At 69.3% G+C, this 17,959-nt stretch carries 13 protein-coding genes; 3 read left to right on the plus strand and 10 right to left on the minus strand.

What is annotated here, in order from left to right; translation table 11 throughout:
• Positions 1 to 2: 2 nt before the first annotated feature.
• The 7 genes from ACFU9E_RS32480 to ACFU9E_RS32510 all read right to left on the minus strand — a co-directional run bounded on the left by ACFU9E_RS32480 (position 3) and on the right by ACFU9E_RS32510 (position 10,124).
• Entirely contained in the window at positions 3 to 263 is a 261-nt protein-coding gene (locus ACFU9E_RS32480; RefSeq protein ID WP_380679312.1) for a hypothetical protein, read from the minus strand.
• Positions 250 to 2,910, minus strand: a complete 2,661-nt coding sequence (locus ACFU9E_RS32485; RefSeq protein ID WP_380679309.1) for a lantibiotic dehydratase — start codon at positions 2,908 to 2,910, stop codon at positions 250 to 252. Before ACFU9E_RS32485 ends, ACFU9E_RS32480 begins: the two co-directional genes overlap by 14 nt.
• A gap of 7 nt (positions 2,911 to 2,917) precedes the next feature.
• Positions 2,918 to 4,072 carry a lanthionine synthetase C family protein gene (locus tag ACFU9E_RS32490; protein WP_380679306.1) on the minus strand — a complete coding sequence of 385 codons (1,155 nt, stop codon included), beginning with the start codon at positions 4,070 to 4,072 and terminating at the stop codon, positions 2,918 to 2,920.
• Positions 4,073 to 4,138: 66 nt separating this feature from the next.
• Positions 4,139 to 7,051, minus strand: coding sequence for a thiopeptide-type bacteriocin biosynthesis protein (locus ACFU9E_RS32495; protein ID WP_380679303.1), 2,913 nt, complete (start codon positions 7,049 to 7,051; stop codon positions 4,139 to 4,141).
• A gap of 16 nt (positions 7,052 to 7,067) precedes the next feature.
• Positions 7,068 to 7,976, minus strand: a complete 909-nt coding sequence (locus ACFU9E_RS32500) for an LLM class flavin-dependent oxidoreductase (protein WP_380679300.1) — start codon at positions 7,974 to 7,976, stop codon at positions 7,068 to 7,070.
• Positions 7,973 to 9,802: an ABC transporter ATP-binding protein gene (locus ACFU9E_RS32505; RefSeq protein WP_380679297.1), complete on the minus strand. Its 1,830-nt coding sequence runs from the start codon at positions 9,800 to 9,802 to the stop codon at positions 7,973 to 7,975. Before ACFU9E_RS32505 ends, ACFU9E_RS32500 begins: the two co-directional genes overlap by 4 nt.
• A gap of 133 nt (positions 9,803 to 9,935) precedes the next feature.
• Positions 9,936 to 10,124: a hypothetical protein gene (locus ACFU9E_RS32510; protein WP_380679294.1), complete on the minus strand. Its 189-nt coding sequence runs from the start codon at positions 10,122 to 10,124 to the stop codon at positions 9,936 to 9,938.
• A 284-nt stretch (positions 10,125 to 10,408) separates the two neighbouring features.
• Between ACFU9E_RS32510 and ACFU9E_RS32515 the strand changes: the two genes are divergently transcribed.
• Complete coding sequence (locus tag ACFU9E_RS32515; RefSeq protein WP_380679291.1) at positions 10,409 to 11,176, plus strand: hypothetical protein; 768 nt, start codon at positions 10,409 to 10,411, stop codon at positions 11,174 to 11,176.
• A gap of 94 nt (positions 11,177 to 11,270) precedes the next feature.
• Here the strand turns inward: ACFU9E_RS32515 and ACFU9E_RS32520 are convergent, their stop codons facing one another.
• The 3 genes from ACFU9E_RS32520 to ACFU9E_RS32530 form a co-directional block, all read right to left on the minus strand.
• Entirely contained in the window at positions 11,271 to 12,527 is a 1,257-nt protein-coding gene (locus ACFU9E_RS32520) for an erythromycin esterase family protein (protein ID WP_380679289.1), read from the minus strand.
• Positions 12,527 to 12,712 carry a hypothetical protein gene (locus ACFU9E_RS32525; RefSeq protein WP_380679286.1) on the minus strand — a complete coding sequence of 62 codons (186 nt, stop codon included), beginning with the start codon at positions 12,710 to 12,712 and terminating at the stop codon, positions 12,527 to 12,529. Before ACFU9E_RS32525 ends, ACFU9E_RS32520 begins: the two co-directional genes overlap by 1 nt.
• Before the next feature lie 1,210 nt (positions 12,713 to 13,922).
• Complete coding sequence (locus ACFU9E_RS32530; RefSeq protein WP_380679283.1) at positions 13,923 to 14,216, minus strand: hypothetical protein; 294 nt, start codon at positions 14,214 to 14,216, stop codon at positions 13,923 to 13,925.
• A 385-nt stretch (positions 14,217 to 14,601) separates the two neighbouring features.
• Between ACFU9E_RS32530 and ACFU9E_RS32535 the strand changes: the two genes are divergently transcribed.
• A complete protein-coding gene (locus tag ACFU9E_RS32535) occupies positions 14,602 to 15,852 on the plus strand; it encodes a tyrosine-type recombinase/integrase (RefSeq protein WP_380715558.1) in 1,251 nt (416 codons plus the stop codon).
• Positions 15,853 to 17,071: 1,219 nt separating this feature from the next.
• Positions 17,072 to 17,848, plus strand: a complete 777-nt coding sequence (locus ACFU9E_RS32540) for a site-specific integrase (RefSeq protein ID WP_380679277.1) — start codon at positions 17,072 to 17,074, stop codon at positions 17,846 to 17,848.
• Positions 17,849 to 17,959 lie beyond the last annotated feature (111 nt).

Raw genomic sequence — 17,959 nt, forward strand, 5'->3', positions numbered from 1 at the left:
CGTCAGTCCGCCAGGCATCCGGCGATCAGCGCGGCGGCGCCAGTCAGTTCGGCGCCGTCACCACCGCCCGGGCCTGCCCCGGTGCCCGCGCGCAGGTGCCCGAGCGCGGCGTCCACCGCCGCACCTGGCACGTCGGACAGCCCGATAGCGCCCGCGGCTTCGGCCGACGGACCACCGTCGTGCGCGAGCAGTCGCTGCGTCATCACCGGGTCCGTGACGAGCAACCGGAACGCGGCCTTCAGCCGGTCCTCATCCCGCTGCACCGGCAACCTCTTTCCTCTCTTCCGGGCCGGCGTCCACTCGTAGGGCACGCACGGTCAGGTCACAGACCTCCTGCAGGCGTGTGGGGCCCTCCGCCGGAAAGAGCCGGGCGCCGTGCGAGATGAGCAGTGCGGCGAAGGCCCGCCGGCTCCGGCCGTCGCTGCCGTCAACTCGGCGCGCATACCGGGTGAGCAGGGGTTCCAGGGCACCGTTTCCGCTGGACGGCGCCGAGCGGGCGGGCACCGGCACGGCCCGTGGCTGCGGCTCCGCCGTCACCGCGGCGGCCATTGCCGCCACGATGGCGATCTGCTCGTCCCGCCGGCGGTCGAGCAGGGGCAACCAGGCGAGGAAGTCGTCGACGCACCGCCGCATGCGTTCCTCGTCCGTGGGCCGACCTGCCAGGAACCCGGCGGTCTCGAGGCTGTCCACCCGGTGCACTTCCTCGGCCAAGCAGAGCACGTCCGGCCCACCGTGCAGATCGACGTTCGGGGCAACCGCCACGACGGCGGCCCGGACCACCTGGCCACCGGCGATGAGGTCCAACCCGACGCGGTCCAGCTCGGCCACGGCCGCCGGGCGCTGCTCGGCGTCGGCAGCCCGGCAGTCGAGCCGGAGGGTAAGACCGTGCCACTCGTACGACCACTGGGCGACGCACCCTTCGGCCGCCAGTTTCTCCATCCTCGCGCCGACCAGCCCCGGCAGTTCGTCCACGACCGTGGAGCGGCACTGATACTCGCCGCGGACCCGGAGCCACTGGTGCGTCCATGAGCTCTGAGCGGGGGCGGTGCGCGGGCGCGGATCGTCCTCCGGGGGCAGCAGGAGGTGCGCGGTGTGCCTGCCGCCGCCTCCGGAGACCACGGGGCTCTCGAAGTGCGGAAGCTCCTGGCAGTCCACGCCGCTGGGGTTCGCGAGAGCCTGCAGCGCCAGTTCGACGGCGGCCGGGGCCGACGTGTCCACCGGCAGTGTCTGGCCCCGACCCGCGAGGGCGAGCCAGCGCCGGTTCCCCAGACCGGGCAGCGCGGCGCGCAGACCGGCGCTGACGTCGGGCGCACCGAGGATGTCCTCGACGGCGGGGGCACTCAACAGCCAGCGTTCGGGGGCAACGATCACGCGGCCGGCCACCACCCTGGGCAGGTGCGGCAGTTCCTCGCCGAGGGCACCCCAGGTCCACTGGACCGGGCCGGGGTCCAGGAACGGCTGCAGCAGCGCGTCGAGCATCCGCTGCAGACCCGTCCGCGAGTGGCTCGGCCACGGATGCACTCGGGCGCCGGTCCGCCGGTCCCAGAGCTCCGGACCCGACCCGGGAGTAAGCGACACCAGGACGTCGTCCAGCTCCGCAGTGCCGTCGGTCTCCTCCGACAACACTCCGAAGTCCTGGAGCAGTGGCTGCGGAGAATGGTGGTACCCGCCGAGCAGGACGGCACAGTACCGCCCTTCGTACTGGTCGAGCAGGGCCGCGTGGATCCAGTCGGTCACACCGGCGTCCCTCGGGCCGTCCGGCTGGCCGGTCTCCGCCAGAAGATCGAAGGACTCGCCGGTGCGGGCCCATTGGGCCAGTGCCCGCGCGCAGGTCCGCTCGGCGGCTTCCCCGGAGCGGCCGGACCGCCAGGGCAGGTCAGCGAGTTCGGCCTCAAGATCCAGCAGTTCGGCCACCGGGACAGCGCCGTCGCCGTGGCGCGCGAGGAACGCCGCGTCGAGGGCCGCTTGCCGAGGCGACTCGTCCGCCAACGACAGGACTCGCCCGTAGGCCTTACGCAGCGCGCCGAGCGACGAGCGGTCGACGGCCGGCAGGGCCACTCCGGTCCCGATCCGCACCCGCAGTCGCTCGCCCTCGGGGACGTCGGTCAGCACCCCCTCCAGAGACGCGGTGTGGCGCGGCCACACACCGGCGACGCCTTCGGCCAGATATTGCTGCAGCGGCTGCTCCTGGCCGAGCCCCGCCTGGAGCGCGCGAAGGCTCCCCATGGCTTCGTCCTCCCCTGCAGCCGTGAGAACCTCCCAAGCCCGCTCCATCCCGCTGTCAGCGGTCGTCGCCAGGTCGGCGAGGAGCACGCCCGCGTCAATCAGCCGGTCCAGGAAGGCGTCGAACCGTTCGACCGGTGTCGCGGGTGACGCCGCTGCCAGGGCCGCAGCGGCCCTAGTCCGTTCGGTGCCGTGCTCACCGCAGGCGGCCAGGACCGCATCGATCGCCGTGGAGGCGCTCACCGCGGAGAGCACGAGATCCGGTCCCTGCCACGTACGGAACTCGTACCTGGTACCGGCCCTGCGCAGCGTCGGGTTGCGCCGCAGCCGAACGAGGTCCGACCCGGCCGTCGTGACGGCGCGGTGGAGCAGCGCGCGGAGCGCGCCGCCACTAAGGCCTGCGGTCACCGTGAGGTTCGGCCTCGCCGGCATGTCCAGTCTGCGTCTGTGCCCGATGGTGGCCGTGACCGTCACGCAGAGGCCGACGGGCCGGGCGGCCCGGGTCGCGCGGGCGTGCATGAAGGCGTCGAAGACCTCACCCGCGGTGGCGGCGTCGCGGCCCCCGGTGCCGTTCAGCTGGGCGCCCGCCGCAGCGATCCGGGCGAGGTCGGTGGGAAGCCGGTCCGCCCGTCCCACGGCAGCCACCTCGTCGACACTGACGATCGGAATTCTCAGGTGCACGATCATCGGGCCGTCACTCCGTACGCCCGGAACCGATGGGGATGGTGAGCAACCGTTCCTCCCACAACGGGGGGACCCCCGAAGCGAGGTGGAGCAGCGTCAGAGCCACCCCCAGGTCTCCTTCGAGGAACGAGTGTTCCGGCCGCATTCCTTCCCGGCCATAGTACTCCAGGCCTCCTCTGGCCCGGCGGCGCTGGACGAAGGACGTCCAGAAGTCGATCACGACATCGGCTGCCGGCAGTCCGTGATCGCCCCGCACGCGGTTCGCGAAGTAGATCAGCCCGGCGGCGCCGTGACACAGACATGGGTCCACCACCCGGGTGCGGTCCACGGGCCTGACTGCGGCGGTGGCCGCGACGTGCTGTGCGACCTCCGCGACCTCCGGGTCGCCCGTCGCCTTCGTGGCGACGTCCAGGGCCAGGGCGATGCCCGGGTCCCCGTAGCACCAGGCGCTGCGCGAGATCTCGTAGCGCAGTTCGACGGCCTGGGGGAACACCGCTCCGTCCGTGTCGGTGCGCTGCTTCAGCAGCCATGCCAGGGTTTCGTCGAGCAGCTTCCTAGCCCGCTCCCGGGCGGGTGTGTCGCTCATCGCGACCGAGGCGAGGAAGGAGACGAGGCCGGCGTTGCCGTGCGCCATGCCGAGGTCGCGGTAGCCGACCAGGTGGGGGGTCTCGGCGAGCCGGAAGCGGGCGGGTGCCAGTCGGATGAACGCTCCGTCCCCGCGTTCGGTTCTTGCTTCGATCACGTCCATGACGCCCGATGTGATCTTCTCCCTGGTGCTGCGGGAGGGATGCACCAAGCCGTAGACGCCGAGCCCGAGGACCCCGGTCGGCAGATCCACGTCGACGTCTTCCGGATACTCCTCGACCCACCGCACGACGGTGTCGTCGATGGCCGTCAGACCTCCCAGCGCGACGCCGTGGACCCTGGACAGCTGCACCGCCGTCCAGCCCACGTGTGCGGCACCGCCGTACAGCCAGGGGGTGGCGCCGTGCCCGACTCTCAGCAGGCCCAAGGCATCCCGGAAGGCGCCGATCGCGCCCTGGTCCTCGCCGGTCACCCGGGAGAACTCCAGCCGGGCCAGGGTCACGTCGAGCTGCAGGGACAAGTCGTCCGTCCCGGCTGCGCCCTCGAGTGCATCCTCGTAGAGGGTTCGGGCCAGGGACATCAAATCCTCGGTACCGAGCGGCTCCGGCGGCTCGTGATGATGGTGGTGACACGCTCCGTTCGACACTCAGGCCTCCAATCGCGCTTGACGCTCACGCATCTTCCGGATTGCCAGTTCATGGGCCAGGAACTCGAGCCGCCGGGGATCGGAGGCGAAGATCCGGTTGCAGTGCATGTGCAGCACGGACGCCAGCACACGCATGGTCGTTCTGGTGTTCTCAGTGGAACGGAGGGATTCGATCAGCACCTTGAGTGCTGCCGCAGTTCCCGGGCTCACCGTGCCCTCGGCCGACTCCCGGTCCAGCGCGGCACGATGCTCCCGGTGGTACCTGCCCACGCGGTTGCCCGTTTTGAAGAAGGAGAGGCCCAGGCCGTCCTGGCAGGCTTTGAGGAACCTGCGGCGCTGTGCATCGTCGTCGAACAGCACACCGCACCACTGGACGACATCCGAGACAGCGCGATAGAGGCGCGCGGTCTCGTCAGGGCCGCCGGCGAGGAACTGCGCGATGTCGTCGCTGTCGGCAGAGAAGAGCTCCTCCGCGAGCGCTAGGTTGGCCGGGCCACCGTACCGGCCGATCTCCGGGACGTACTCGCCCGCCGCGGTGCGGGAGGCCAGCCCCTCAGCCACCAGGGCCCGGCCGAGATCCTCCATCTCCGCCAGCACGCCGGGGCGGTCCTGGGGGCGCACCGGCCTCATCCGCACCCGAACGTGGTGCCCGTCGTCGTTGTAGCGCACGAAGAACCACGCGTTCACCAGCCCCTTGGACTCCAGATCGGAGGCGAGGCGGTGCACCCGCCCGATCAGGCGGTCGGCGGCGGCGGTCCCCGTGTAGTACTTGAAATACGTCCACTTGCGGCCCAGTTCCGGGTCGAAGGCCCTGGGCACCTCCGCACCGGACTCGGGCGGGACGGTGCTGCTAAGCGGGACGATGACTTCAGCGGTGTGACGACCGCCAGGCCCCTCGACAGCCGGGGCCTCCAGTTGCGGCATCTCGATGAACTCGACGTGGCTGCGGGTGCGCATGCGCTCCAGAGCGTCGCGCACCGACCCGTCGGAGTGGATGTCCATGGGGAGGACCTGGTCATACTGCCCGACTCCGATCCAGCGCCGCCCACCGAGGCCCTCCAGCGCGGCGCGCAAATCCTCGGCCGGTCGCGCGGATTCCAGGATCCGACGGACCTCGTCCGAAGTGAGGTGCCACACCTCCTTCGCCACGATGACGCGCCCGCAGGTCACCCGGGGCAGGTGCGGGAGCCCGCCGAGGTCACCCCAAGTCCAGCCGATCGGCCGGATGTCCGCGACATGGCCAAGGAACGTGTAGAGCGGATGGGAGCCGACAGCTCCCACATTATGGGCCGAGTTCAGCTCGATGAGCACTCGCCGCCCGGTCTCGGCGTCCCGGATCCGGAACTCCGAGCCGACCAGGCGGATGAGAAGCCGGTCCAACGTGAGGGTGCCGCCCGCGCCGCCGGAGAACGCAATGGCGTCGTCGAGCAGTTTCGGTCGGAGCAGGACGTTTCCGACCCGCCCTTCCGGGGCGTGGACAAGTTCGGCGCGGATGGGTGCGGACGACGCACCCTCGGTCGGGTCGGCCCCTCGCTGCTCCTCCACCCAGGCCCGCAGCCGCTGTTCGACGTCCGGTCGGGACAGCGCGAAGCGTGCCAGCAGGGCAGTGGGTGTCCGACGGTGGCCCGCGAGCAGCACGCTGTGGAACCCGCCCTCATGGTCGCCGAGGAGGGCGGCGTGTGCCGACTGCTGGGGGGTACGCTCGGCCATCGGATAGACCCCGATGTCGAAGGACTCTCCGGTCTTGAGCCAGTGCGTCAGCGCCCGGACGACTGGCGAGTGCAACTGCAGCTTCGGAGCGGCGCCGTAGGACTGGACGCCAGCCTCCTCGGCCACCTTGGACATCTCGCGTTCCGAACCGGCGAGGATGCCGTTCTCCTGGTCGGTGGCTTCGAGCAGCGGCACCTCCGCGTCCTCATAACGGGCCTGGAACGCCTCCCGGGCGCTCTTGAGGGGGTCGGGTGCGGGGAACAGGCCGTCGAGTCGCCGCAACGTCTCCTCAAGGTCACGGACGGCATCGCGGCTGATGATCGCCTTCCGGACCGGGAGTTCCAGGTCGATGTGGTAGCGGTCCTTCGTCGGTACGCCGCGCAGTGCCGCAATCGATTCGCTGGCCCTATCCCAGGCGCCGGCTAGCGCCTCGGTGAGGTACGGGCCGACCGGCCGGAGCCCGCAGGCCTGGTCGAGGAGCTCGCGGACGGCCGCTGCGCGGCCGTGGCTGCCGACGCGTTCCAGCACCTCGACGGTGATGTCCCCGGGCTCGCGCCCCGGCTCGATGAGGTTGATCGCCCGTAGCAGCAGACCGGAGTCCACCAGGTTTGCCAGGAACGCGCTGACCGCGGAACGGGGGGTTCCGGGGCTACGGGCGGTGATCGCGTCGATGATGTCGGCGCCGAACACCGTGCCGGCGCCGCATATCCGCCGGACCTCCTCGATCGCGGGGGTCGCCCGCAGCCGGACGACGTCAGCGCTGGCATCGCCCTGTTTCGCGTACCGCAGGTCGGGGCCGCTGCGGCGCGCGGTGGGATTCACCCGCAGCGGCCACTGGGCCGGGCCGGTTTCGTCGAGGGCCTCTTTGATGGCTACTTCCAGCGCCTCTATGTCCAACCTGATCCGGGCCCGGTCGCCCTCTCGGTCGCCCAGGACCAGGCGTTGGACGGCGCCGATCCCAGCGATCGCGGTACCGGCGAACAGACCGTAGGGGGTCGCGCGACCTCCCATCCTGCTGGCGTACCGGCCGATGGTGCTCTGCGCACGCTGGTGGTCCCCGGCCAGCGCGACCAGCTCGGCACCGGCGGCCAGGGCCACGGCCGTCACCACCCTCGGGTCCTGGACCAGTTCGTCGGCAGGCCGTCCCCAGGTCTCGTCCACACTCAACGCGGCGACGCGCAACAGTCCTATGTCGGCTGACACTCGCTGTCCTTCCCTCTCAGTCGCAAAGCGCTGCGACCGCTTCGTAGATGTCCTTGACCGCTCGGCTGTGCGCGACGGGGTCCTGCGACACCTCGGCGATGACGACCTCATCCGCACCGGTCATCTGCTGCACCCGTACGATCGCCTGGGCGCATTCCTCGACGCTGCCGGCGCAGTTGACGACCACGGGCCGGCGGTGCGCGTCGGTGATCGTGGCGGCAGACCGGTCGCTGGTCAGCACCGTCATCGCCACCGCGGTCGTCCCCGAGTCCGGGCGCAGCGAGCGGTAGGTCTCGAACTGCTGCAGGCAGGTGTCCAGATTAGGGTTGAGGAAGAGGCCGTGCGAGTAGTTCAGCCCGAGCTTCCCGGCCACCTCGGCGGATCCCCCGCCCGCGCCGTGGATCCAGCGCTCGTAGGGCAGGTTCAGTGGCGCGATGGCCGGCGACCCGGTGTCGAGCAGTTCCAGCAGCAGGTCCAGTGCGGCGGTGAACTGCCGGTCGCTCTTCCGGAGGTGATCGAGGATCTCGGATCCCGGTCCACCAAAGTCGCCGCGCCCGATGCCCAGGTCGAAGCCGTTGGGGCTGAGTCCGACCGCGTCCCCCACCTCAACGGCGGTGAGGTAGGGGTCGCGGATGCGCAGCAAGGTGACCGCCGAGCCGACGCGGGCACGGCGGACATGGGTACCGAGCATCGCGGCGAGCAGTAGCGGGTTGGCACACGCGCTGGCCGGTCCGTGGTGTTCCGGGATCCAGATCCGGGAGTATCCGACCTCGTCGGCCAGCAGCGCCGCCGTCGTCGCGTGCTCCTGTTTCTCCTGGCGTGAACGGTCCGGCGCAAAGTCGAAATACTCGATGAGTCCGAGCCGCGGCGACAGTGGGCGCTCACCGGCCTGCCGGGTACGGCCGACCGTCCTGTCGGAGATCACTGGGCCTCCATGAAGACGCTTGCCTGCAGGGTGTACATGTCGGAGTAGAGGCCCTGAAGGGCCATGAGGCTCTCGTGCGTTCCGCTCTCCACCACCTCGCCCTTGTCGAGAACGAAGATCCGGTCGGCGTTGCGGACGTTGGAGAACCGGTGGGAAACGACGATCGCGGTCCTGCCGTTCAGGTGGGCCTTGATGTCGTTCAGCAGCGCGTGGTCGGACTGCGCGTCGAGCGCGGAGGTTGGCTCGTCGAGGATGACGAGTTCGCGGGAGCGGTAGAAGGAGCGGGCGATCGCGATCCGTTGGGCTTCTCCGCCCGACAGCGAGGTCCCGTCGACGAACTCCGGGCCGAGCTGGGTATCGACACCGTTGGAGAGGCGTCCGATGATGTCCCCCGCCCCCGCGTCGTCGATCGCGCGGTCGATCCCGCCACGATCCGGTGTGCGCCGGACATCGCCGATGGAGACGTTCTCGGCGACCGTGAACTGGTAGGTGACGTGGTCCTGGAAGACCGTGGTGACCTGGTCCCGTAGGACCTCCTGGTCATAAATCGTCGAATCCAGGCCATTCCAGCGTACTTCCCCAGAGGTCGGCTCGTAGAGGAAGGCCAGAATCTTGGCCAGAGTCGTCTTTCCGGAGCCGTTGGGACCGACGAAGGCCACCAGTTCGCCGGCCCGGATGGTCATCGTGACGCCCTTCAGGGCATCGCGGTCGGCTGCGGGATAGCGAAAGCTGAGGTTCTCGACGCGGAGCTCGTCGAGCGGCTCGGGCAGCCGGCGCTCATGGTTCGCGCCGCCCGTCCCCTGCGCGTACCGGTAGAACTCCTGCTGGTCACTCAGGAACAGCCCGGCTTCAGCGAGTTCGCTCAACGGCCAGCCAAGACTTCCGAGCTGGGCTCCGAGTTGCGATAGCGCCATCGCCGCCGCGATCACTTCCGGCGTGCCGAGCCGTCCCGAGTAGTAGAACCAGCCGAGGACGGCAATGCTGGAGGTCAGCAGCAGCCCGAGGGCGAGCTGTCCGCCCAGGAGGCTCCGCCGCTGCTTCCCGAGCAATGTCCTGAGCTCATCCAGCCGCTCACGCGACAGCCGGTCATATCGCTCGGAGAGGTGCGCCATTAGACCGAACGAGCGTACCTCAGCAGCAGGTTGACGGGTGGACATCAGTTGGCCCAGGTACCGGCGCCTGCGTTCCAGTGGGGTCACCCGGCCGATGAACTGGAAGCGCTGGCCGGCCAGCCTGGTCGACACGAAGAAGATTGGGACTACGGTCAAGAGCACGGCAGGTACCAGCAGGGGCTCCAGGAGGAAGAGCCAGCCGACTAGGGCAGTCGCCCGTAGGGCCGCCGCGAGCAGCGAGGTGGAACTGCGCACCACCTGGGTGGGCCGATAGTCAGCCGTCGCCTCGGCCCTGGTCATCCGATCGTGAATCTCGGGCCTGTCGAAATCGATTAGGTCGAGTGCAGCGATTGCCCCGTGCATTCGGGTCGCGGTCAGCCGCTTCACGTGCTCGGACAGCAACTCGCGGATGACCTCACGGATGTTGTCGATCGAGGCACCGACGATGGTCAGGCCCACCGCGGCGCCGAGCCAGGGGAGCATCGCTTCGACAGCGACCTTGGCATCGGGCATGGAGCCGCGCCCGACGAACGCTTGGGCGGCTCCGCGGATGACCAACAGCTGGCCGACACCGAGCAGCGCCGCCACGGCCGGCAGGCCCACGGCGAGGGCGAAGAGCCGACGGTCCGCCTGGTAGCTGAGCCGCAGGGAGCCTGCGATGTTCTGGAGCAGTGTTCGTGATTGCGGCGCCTGCCGGCGGCTGTCCTGTTTCACGCCAACCCCCTCGTCCCTTTCCCCAACCCGGACCGGCCATGCGAGGACGCCTGGCGCAGCGCGCCCTCGCATGGCCGGTAGCAATCACGGCAGCGGGATCGCACCCGGGGTGCGACTACCCCTCACGCCGTTGTCAGCAGGTGCAGGTGGAGCCGGGAGGGCAGTCGCACGTCCACTTGCAGCTCCAGCAGGTGGTGGATGTGGTCCAGTCACCCTCGACCGCCATACTGGCACCGAGGTCACCGCGACCGGGGGCGGAGAACACCTCCTGGTCGATCGACAGGTCGAGCTCCCCGACCATTTCAGCAAGGGCCTGCGGCATATCTTTCTCCTTTCGGTGTGACCTAGATCTACACTGGCACCCGAGCGTCGAAATCCGCTCGGACCCGTCCACAGAAGCACACGGCCGCCGCATCGTCAACGCCCGAACGATGCCAGTGGAGTCTATATTTTTCGAGTCGTCACCCCATCTCCTCGGGCACCTGTCAGAATCCCGAGAGAGCGTTTGTCGAGGCACCACGAACGCTGCTGCGCGAAATATAGATGCAATATAGACACCACTGCTAGGGTCACTGTGGGCCAACTTCCGACCAAGCAGGGAGCACCATGAATGACCGGCTCAGCCGGCGGGGAGTAGTACGGATTTCGCTCGGTCTCGCCGCGGGAGCGGCCATTGCGTCAATCCCGGCCAACGCCCAGGCGACAGGCCGGTCACGAGGGCGCAACGCCCGCGACGACGCCCGCGCCATGGAGCTGTGGCACGCGTTCGACCAGGACACCTACCACCGCCCGGTCCCCGCTTTCGCTAAGGCGATGGATGAACTCCGCCAGAAACTCGGCGACCAAGTAGAGGGGGCGTTTCTCACATCCTGGCGCTATCACATGCGTGCAGGCACTTACCCGCAGAGCTTCGCGGCCCGGATGAAAGATTTCAAGGACCAGCTCTCAGCTATCTCGCAAACCGAGCTCGCAGTCTTCGACAGATTTTTCGACGAAGACTTCAAGGGCCTCACCCGCGCCTTCTCGGCATTCGGACAGGGAACTCTTTTCGATCCGCGAGAAGGACAGGGAAACCAAGTCCACACCATGAACTACGGCCCGAACGGCTCGGCTCCGCTCGGGTACCACATCTGGCACGCCATCATTCGCGCCATGTCCGAAACGGGGATCGATGCCGACCGGTGGAACCGGATCAACCCGCTCGTCGGATTCGCCTGGGCGCTCCAGACCGCCGCGAAGCCGTCGGTGGCCACGCCCAACCCCGGACTCCCGCACGATGTGGTGCACCAACTGGCCCACAAGTGGCTGAGGATGGATCAGCAGCAGCTGGATCAGGAGTTCATGAGCATCCCCTACCCGAACGGGATGTCCTGAAGACTCTCCCGCGCGAACAAGGGGGGCTGCAGGGACGGATCGGCTGTCCGAACCGTCCCTGCAGCCCCTTGCCGATCGTGCCGCATGAGGTGGTTCACGGCAGAGGGCGGGAGCAGGACGACACCCCGACATAGGCGAGTCCGTCGTACTCCTCCGCCGGCACGGTCGGCATCAGGCTCAACCGGTAGGTCCAACGCGGCACCAGCGCACCGAAGCTTCGCATGACCTGGCTTTCATGGAGCCAGTGTCGTACCGCCGCCGGGGCAGCGGCGCTGGCCCGTAGATCCACCAGATGGTCCCCAGGGCAGGCAGCGGCGAGTCGCGACTCCACGGCGGCGGGGCGGGGCGGGCCGATCCGGTTACCGACGGCGGGCGGGACGCCCGTCCATCGCCGATGTCCGGGCCACACCCGCCGTGCACGGAAGGCGCCGCTGCCGAACAGCAGGCCGAGCGCGTAGTAGGCCGCACCGTTCCGTGCGCTCAGATGCCACCCCAGCGCCGGCACTGCGCCACCCTGGCGGCCCTTCATGACATGGCAGTTGTGGGCCCACAACGCGACCTTGGCGGACGGATCCTCAAGCAGCACCCCCATGGCGTCGGCCATGTGGCGATCGCGTGCGGCGAAGGCGGTCTGCAACGGATCCGTGTGCCGACGAGCGCATGTCACCACGTCTGCGGCTCGCACCAGAATTCTGGCGTGTTCGATCGCATCGGCTGCTTCAGGGCCGAACTCCTCCAGAGCATCCACGAGTTCGTGCGCATCCCGCACCAGCTTCCGGGCGCCCGGGAACGATCCAGGATACGCCGTGGAGAGCACACCGAGGGCAGAGCGGAGGGTGGTCAAGCGCTCCGGTGCCGCCGGTGCCGCTTCGCGAAGGAATGAGTCGAGTACCGTGAGCGAGGCTCCGCACCGCTGTGGATCGATGCCCGCGAAGCGCACCTTCTCATCCTCGGGTCGGCCGCGGTTGTAGGCGCGCATCCACTCGATTACCGCGAGCACCTCACGAGTCCGCCAGGTCCAGAACCCCAACCCGGCAAGCACCTTGTCGGCCTCCCCGATGCCATAGCGCACGTAGGCGTCAACTGCCGGACTCGCCGACGCGCTCGCTTCCATGGCCAGGGTTCGGAAGCCCAGCTCCATCACCAGAAACTCCAGCAGGCGATGTTTGAGCTGGAAGAATTCACGCGTGCCGTGCGTGGCTTCTCCCAGTCCCACGATCCGCACGCCGGCGAGGACCTCCTTCAGCGGCTGAAGGTCAGCCGTGGGTGCCCCTGCGACAAGGCTTTTCAACGACAGAGCGCTTCGGGCCAGCCAACCGGTCAGCTCGGCCGGCGCGGTGTCCCGGCCCATCAGGCTTCGGTACCGGGAGCCGGCCGACGATACGGGTATCCCAGCTTCTCCCCGAGCCAGCCGTTGTTGCCGCTCGGGCGGCGCTCACTGCTCTGCGCGTCATGGAGACGGAAGGTGCGCTCCGGGGCCGCCGGGGCAAAGTCGATCGCCTCCACGCTCTTCGACCAGGACACGTGCATAACCATGGCGTCGGACGCTCCAGTCAAGTCCCGTGACTCGCTCCGGACTCCGGGATCAATAGCAAGTACCCAGCTTCGGCTGTGTTCCAGCCACACGCACGAGGTGTGACCTCGATGGGTCGCATATCGCATAGCTTACGCAGCTACGGCTCCACGCAGGCAAGTTAGCCAAGATCTGCTAGAACGCGCCGAGGTGGCCGACGCGCTTCTGGGCTGTCCACGGACACAAAGCGCCCAAGCCCGGCCAGCTGACCCACCGAACTCATCTGGGAACACGGGACTCTGTTGGCACGTCATAATCCAGTGCGGCCGTTGCCCGGCGGTGTGCCGGCAAGGCCGAAGACAGGACGTCATGACCTCTACAGCATCGACCCCGACCGGCGTGAGCTGATCGCCGCCTGGGGAACGGGCGAGGGCGACCCCGCCACCCGGGTGGCCTCCCTTCCGGCCGGGGCCCACACCTCTCTCCTCCTGGGCTTGGCCCGCGCGCTCAGCCACCTGTCCGAGGCCGCCTGGCGGACCTACACCCACCCCGCCAGTGCCGCCGGCTCCCTGGAGCCCAACACTGAGGGCTGGCGCCGCGAGCAGGAACGCAACGCCTTCGCCGAAGTCCCCGACGCAGTCGCCAAGCCAAACCTGCCCAACAGCGGCGCGATGATCGTCTCCTACAGCCGCCTGCTCGAATCCGCCCACCAGATCGGCCGTGCCCTCCGCTGCCTCGCCGACGCCGCGCTGACGGAGGCCGTCCTCGCCGAGGCCGCCACCGAGCTCGCCGCCGTCGAGAACGCCGAACTGGGCAACCTGACCGGCCGCGCCCAGCAGGCCGTCCTGCTGAGCCGGGAGGACGCCTCCCCCGTCCAGGTCGCCGCCGCTGACCGCCTTCTGGAACAGGACCCCTTCGGGTCGGCCGAGCTGTTCTCCGTCGTCGACCCCACCGCGGCCGCTGTCGCCGCGGCCCACTGGCTCGCCGCCGCGGCCGAGGTCACCACCGACGCCTCCGGCCACGACGCCGTCGACGTCGTGCAGGAAGCCGACAACATCGAATCCCTCCCCCACGAGACACCCACCCTCGTCCTCGGCCTCATCGAGGACGGCGCCACCCCGCACGAAGCCGTCACCGGCCTCGTGCGCCACGCCTGCGCATCACCGACGGCCTCCTGCCCGACCCCGACGCCCTGCGCGAGCAGCTCGACAACCTGGAGGAGACCCTCGCCGACTATGGCGACGCCGCACCCGACCTCGCCGACGTCGACTGCGCCTGACCCCCCTCGACCCGAAGCGCCCCGCCCGCGACCTCCTCGAAGACCTCCTCACCGGCATCCACGGCTGCTGGCTCCTCCACACCGAGTACGACGACCTCGACGACGAGGACGACGACACCAGCGCGGAGGACTGGACCGACGAGCAGGCCGAACAGCACCAGCAGCGCAGCCGCGAGCGCTTCGCCCAGCTCGTCCGCGAAACCGCCGCCCACCGCGACCCGCTCATCTGACGATTCCAGTAACGCCATGTGACCAATCTGCAGATGGAGGGGCGCTCGAAGGCCGCACCACACACCTCCAGGTCGACCAATCTCGCTATATCCCAAACATGGCCATCCGTCAAGAGTCTGCACTGCGGGCGCAACCCGCGTAGCCTCCGGCCCACAGCCCCAGGACGGCTACACACCGTAGCGAATCTGGGCGTCCGCACTCCCTTCCGCAGACTGCCGAAAAGGGCCAAGCCGGAGCCTCCCGCACAACCGGCGCTCCCGGCGGGTCCTCACCGCGAGCCGCAGGTCAAAGGCCTGATTCGGCGTTGGTGATCGCATGGTGGTCTCAGACGACCCTCCGGCCCGTTGCACCAGTAGCCTCCGCGAGCCGATCAAGAGCCAATGACCGCTGGAGGAACAGGAAGTGCGCAAGTCAGGACGGCCGGGCCGGGTCTACCGCCGCTGCGGGTGTCGGGACGCCGACCGGCGCCAGCTCGGAGCAGCGTGTCCGCGCCTGGCCGAAGAGGGACACGGCACGTGGACGTTCGCCGTCGACATCCCCTCCCTCACGGGCCGCCGGCGCACGATTCGTCGCGGCGGGTTCGAGGACGAGTGGTACGCCGAGACGGCGCTGCGGCGCTTCCTCGAAGGCCGGAAGCTGGGGTTCGACGCCGACCCGCACGCGACGGTGGCCGCCTACCTCACGAAGTGGCTCAAGGGCATGGAGTTCCTGCTCAAGCCCACCACCTACGCCCGCTACCGCACCTACGTGCTCTGCGAGTTGATACCCGTCTTCGGCAAGCTGCGCCTGGAGGAGCTCGCCCACGACCACATCTCCGCCTACGCCCACGAGCAGCTCGAAGCCGGCCGCGGACGCCAGGCCGTCTACCACTGCCTCGCCACCCTCTCCAGCGCCCTCGGCACGGCCGTGCGCACCCACCGCCTGCCCTTCAACGCCGCCCAGCCCCTGCCCATGCGCAGGCCCCGCCCCGACGAACGAGTGCCCTGGACCGCGGAACAGGCCGTCGCCTTCCTCGCCCACTGCCGCAATGTCGACCCCGCCTTCGCCGACCTCTTCGAGGTCATCATCGGAACCGGCCTGCGCAAGGGCGAGGCACTCGGTCTCCAGCGCCCGTGCGTGCGGCTGGATGACCGCGTCATGTACATCCGCCACACCCTGTCCGCGGTCGACAACCACGAACTCGTCCTGACCGCGCCGAAGACCAGGAAGAGCCGCAACTGGGTGCCCCTGTCCGAGCGCGTCGCCGCCGCCCTCCAGCGCGCCATGGACCGCAGCACCGCCACCGTCAACGGCCACGTCTTCCAGGGCCCCGACGGCCAGCCCCTCCACCCGGCAGCCGTCCGCCGGCGCTTCCACGAGCTGCGCGAACAGGCCGCGCTGCCCCACGTCACCATCCACGACCTGCGCCACCTCGCCGCCACCCTCGCCCTGGAGGGCAACGTCTCCATGGCCGTCATCTCCAAGACCCTGCGGCACTCCACCCTGTCGACCACCGCGAACATCTACAGCCACCTGACCTGGGACGTCGCCAGGGCCGCCGTGAACACCATCGAGGCAAGGCTCCACCTCGTCGAAGCCCGCACCCGGAACGACCCGGACGCCCCCGCCCACGACGTCGGTCTACCGAACCCGCTGTTCAGCCACGCGGCCTGACGGCCCCACCGCTGCAGACGGCTCGGCGCTCCCGGCCGCTCCGGCCACCAGGGCCGACAAGCAACCGGGATTCCCGGCTCATAGCTGACACCCGATAAACGTGCGGACCGTCGAAGCAGATGACGCCGCAGGTTCTGTCGGCATGCCTGTTTCCCACGAATCCTGGCCCGTTTCCGCGCCGAAGAGGCGACCGGTCCGCGAACGGCGGCACGCGGATTCCCAGATGGATGAACAAATGCCCCGTCACGACCAGGCCGGAGGGGCCAGGCCTGCGGAAACGTGCCCGGCGAGGCGATGTGAACGAGCGTTCACGACCACATTGCGACCACCAAAGGAAAAAGCCACTCCTATCGTTTTGATAGAAGTGGCTTCCGACCTGCAGAAATGCTGGTCGGGACGACAGGATTTGAACCTGCGACCCCTTGACCCCCAGGCGCACAAGTGTCCGTTTCGGACCATCGGCGTCCATGAGCGCTCATCGCGCGTGGTCCCAAAGTGGTCCCAGGGCCGACCACCCCACTGCTGTCACTGCCCGGACCTGAATCTGTCGGCCATTCAGCAGATGGCATCACGCGAGCTCGACGGCCGCCATTTCGGCGGCGTCGGCCAGCCCGCAGGGCGGGCCCCTGCGGGCGGATCAAGGTCGTCTACCCGCCGACTGCGGACAGTGATCTTCCGGGCGGTGTGTCGTCTTGAGCGTGTCATCTCCAACTGGTTCTGACGTGCCTCGCGCACCGCCCCTCACGCTCTGCCGCCACGCCCGACGAGGCAGCGAGTCTTGGTCCCAGGATCACCCGATCGGAGAAGGGAAACCTCATGGGACAGCGTGCGCAGCGGGGACGGATCTACCGGCGGTGTGGTTGTACGGGCGGGAACGGGAGGCAGTTGGGTCCGTGGTGTGTGCGGCTGCTGGACGAGGCGGGTCACGGGTCGTGGACGTACTGCGTCGACCTGGCCCCGGAAGAGGGCAGGCGCCGTACGCGCCGGCGGGGCGGCTTCGCCAGCCGAGCGGAGGCCGCCCGCGAGATGGCTGCGGTGCTGGACGGTGAACTGCGCGGGGTCTACGAGAACCGCCGCACCACCGTCGCGAGCTACCTGCGGGAGTGGCTGGCCACGAGGAAGCCGCACCTCGCGCCGAACACGTACGCCGGCTACGCCGCGTGCGTCGATCTCCGCCCAGCTGGAGGCCAATCGCGGGCGCGTCACCGTCTACCGGGCCGTGTCCACGCTGCGCAACGCGCTGAACGCCGCCGTGTGCTCCTGGCGCCTGCGCTACAACCCGGCCAAGCACTCCGTGCCGCCCAAGCCCCGTTCAGCCGAGCGCACCTGCTGGCCCCCCGAACAGGCCGCTGCCTTCCTGCAGCACGGCGCCGAGCAGTACGCGGACAAGCTGACCGATCTGTTCGAGGTCATGCTCGGCACCGGCATGTGCCGCGGCGAGATCCTCGCCCTGCACTGGTCCGACGTCCACCTCATGGACCGCAAGCTCTACGTCCGCTGGACCCTGGCCGCCATCGCCAACGGGAAGATCCACCTCCGCGAGCCCAAGACCGAGGCCAGCCGCGCCTGGATCAGCCTCTCCCCCAGAGTCATCGCAGCCCTCCACCACCAGGCCGCCATCCAGATGAACGCCCACCCCGACACCCGGCTCGAGGGCCTGGTCTTCGCCCGCCCGGGCGGAACTCCGCTGCGGCCCCAGTGGGTCCTCGACCAGCTCCGCAAGCGCACCGCCGAAGTCGACCTCCCGAAGATCGGGCTGCACGACCTGCGCCACACCGCGGCCAGCATCATGATCGCCGAGAACATCCCCCTCGCCGTCGTGTCCAAGACCCTGCGGCACTCCACCCTCGCCACCACGATCAACCTCTACGGCCACCTCTTCAAGGACTCCGCCGACCAGGCCATCCAGGCGCTCGCTTCCGCCCTCGACCGGGCCCAGGCACGCCAGCTCCGGGCCGTCCCCCGTGACGACGACGACCTGCCGCTGGCGGCGTAGCAGCAGCCGCGACCGGAACCCCTCACCAGTCTGACGAGGCTGCACCTGAACGCCGTCCCGGGGAGGGCGGCCGTCAGGCCTTGCGGCTGGCTGCTCGCTCGCAGGACGGCC

Source organism: Kitasatospora sp. NPDC057595, assembly GCF_042800875.1.
Taxonomy (GTDB): domain Bacteria; phylum Actinomycetota; class Actinomycetes; order Streptomycetales; family Streptomycetaceae; genus Kitasatospora.

Bases quoted from the DNA above. Each gene is read 5' to 3' on its own strand.
- ACFU9E_RS32485 (WP_380679309.1), bottom strand. From the start codon at position 2,910: ATGATCGTGCACCTGAGAATTCCGATCGTCAGTGTCGACGAGGTGGCT.
- ACFU9E_RS32490 (WP_380679306.1), bottom strand. From the start codon at position 4,072: ATGTCCCTGGCCCGAACCCTCTACGAGGATGCACTCGAGGGCGCAGCC.
- ACFU9E_RS32510 (WP_380679294.1), bottom strand. From the start codon at position 10,124: ATGCCGCAGGCCCTTGCTGAAATGGTCGGGGAGCTCGACCTGTCGATC.
- ACFU9E_RS32515 (WP_380679291.1), top strand. From the start codon at position 10,409: ATGAATGACCGGCTCAGCCGGCGGGGAGTAGTACGGATTTCGCTCGGT.
- ACFU9E_RS32520 (WP_380679289.1), bottom strand. From the start codon at position 12,527: ATGGGCCGGGACACCGCGCCGGCCGAGCTGACCGGTTGGCTGGCCCGA.
- ACFU9E_RS32525 (WP_380679286.1), bottom strand. From the start codon at position 12,712: ATGGTTATGCACGTGTCCTGGTCGAAGAGCGTGGAGGCGATCGACTTT.
- ACFU9E_RS32530 (WP_380679283.1), bottom strand. From the start codon at position 14,216: ATGGCGTTACTGGAATCGTCAGATGAGCGGGTCGCGGTGGGCGGCGGT.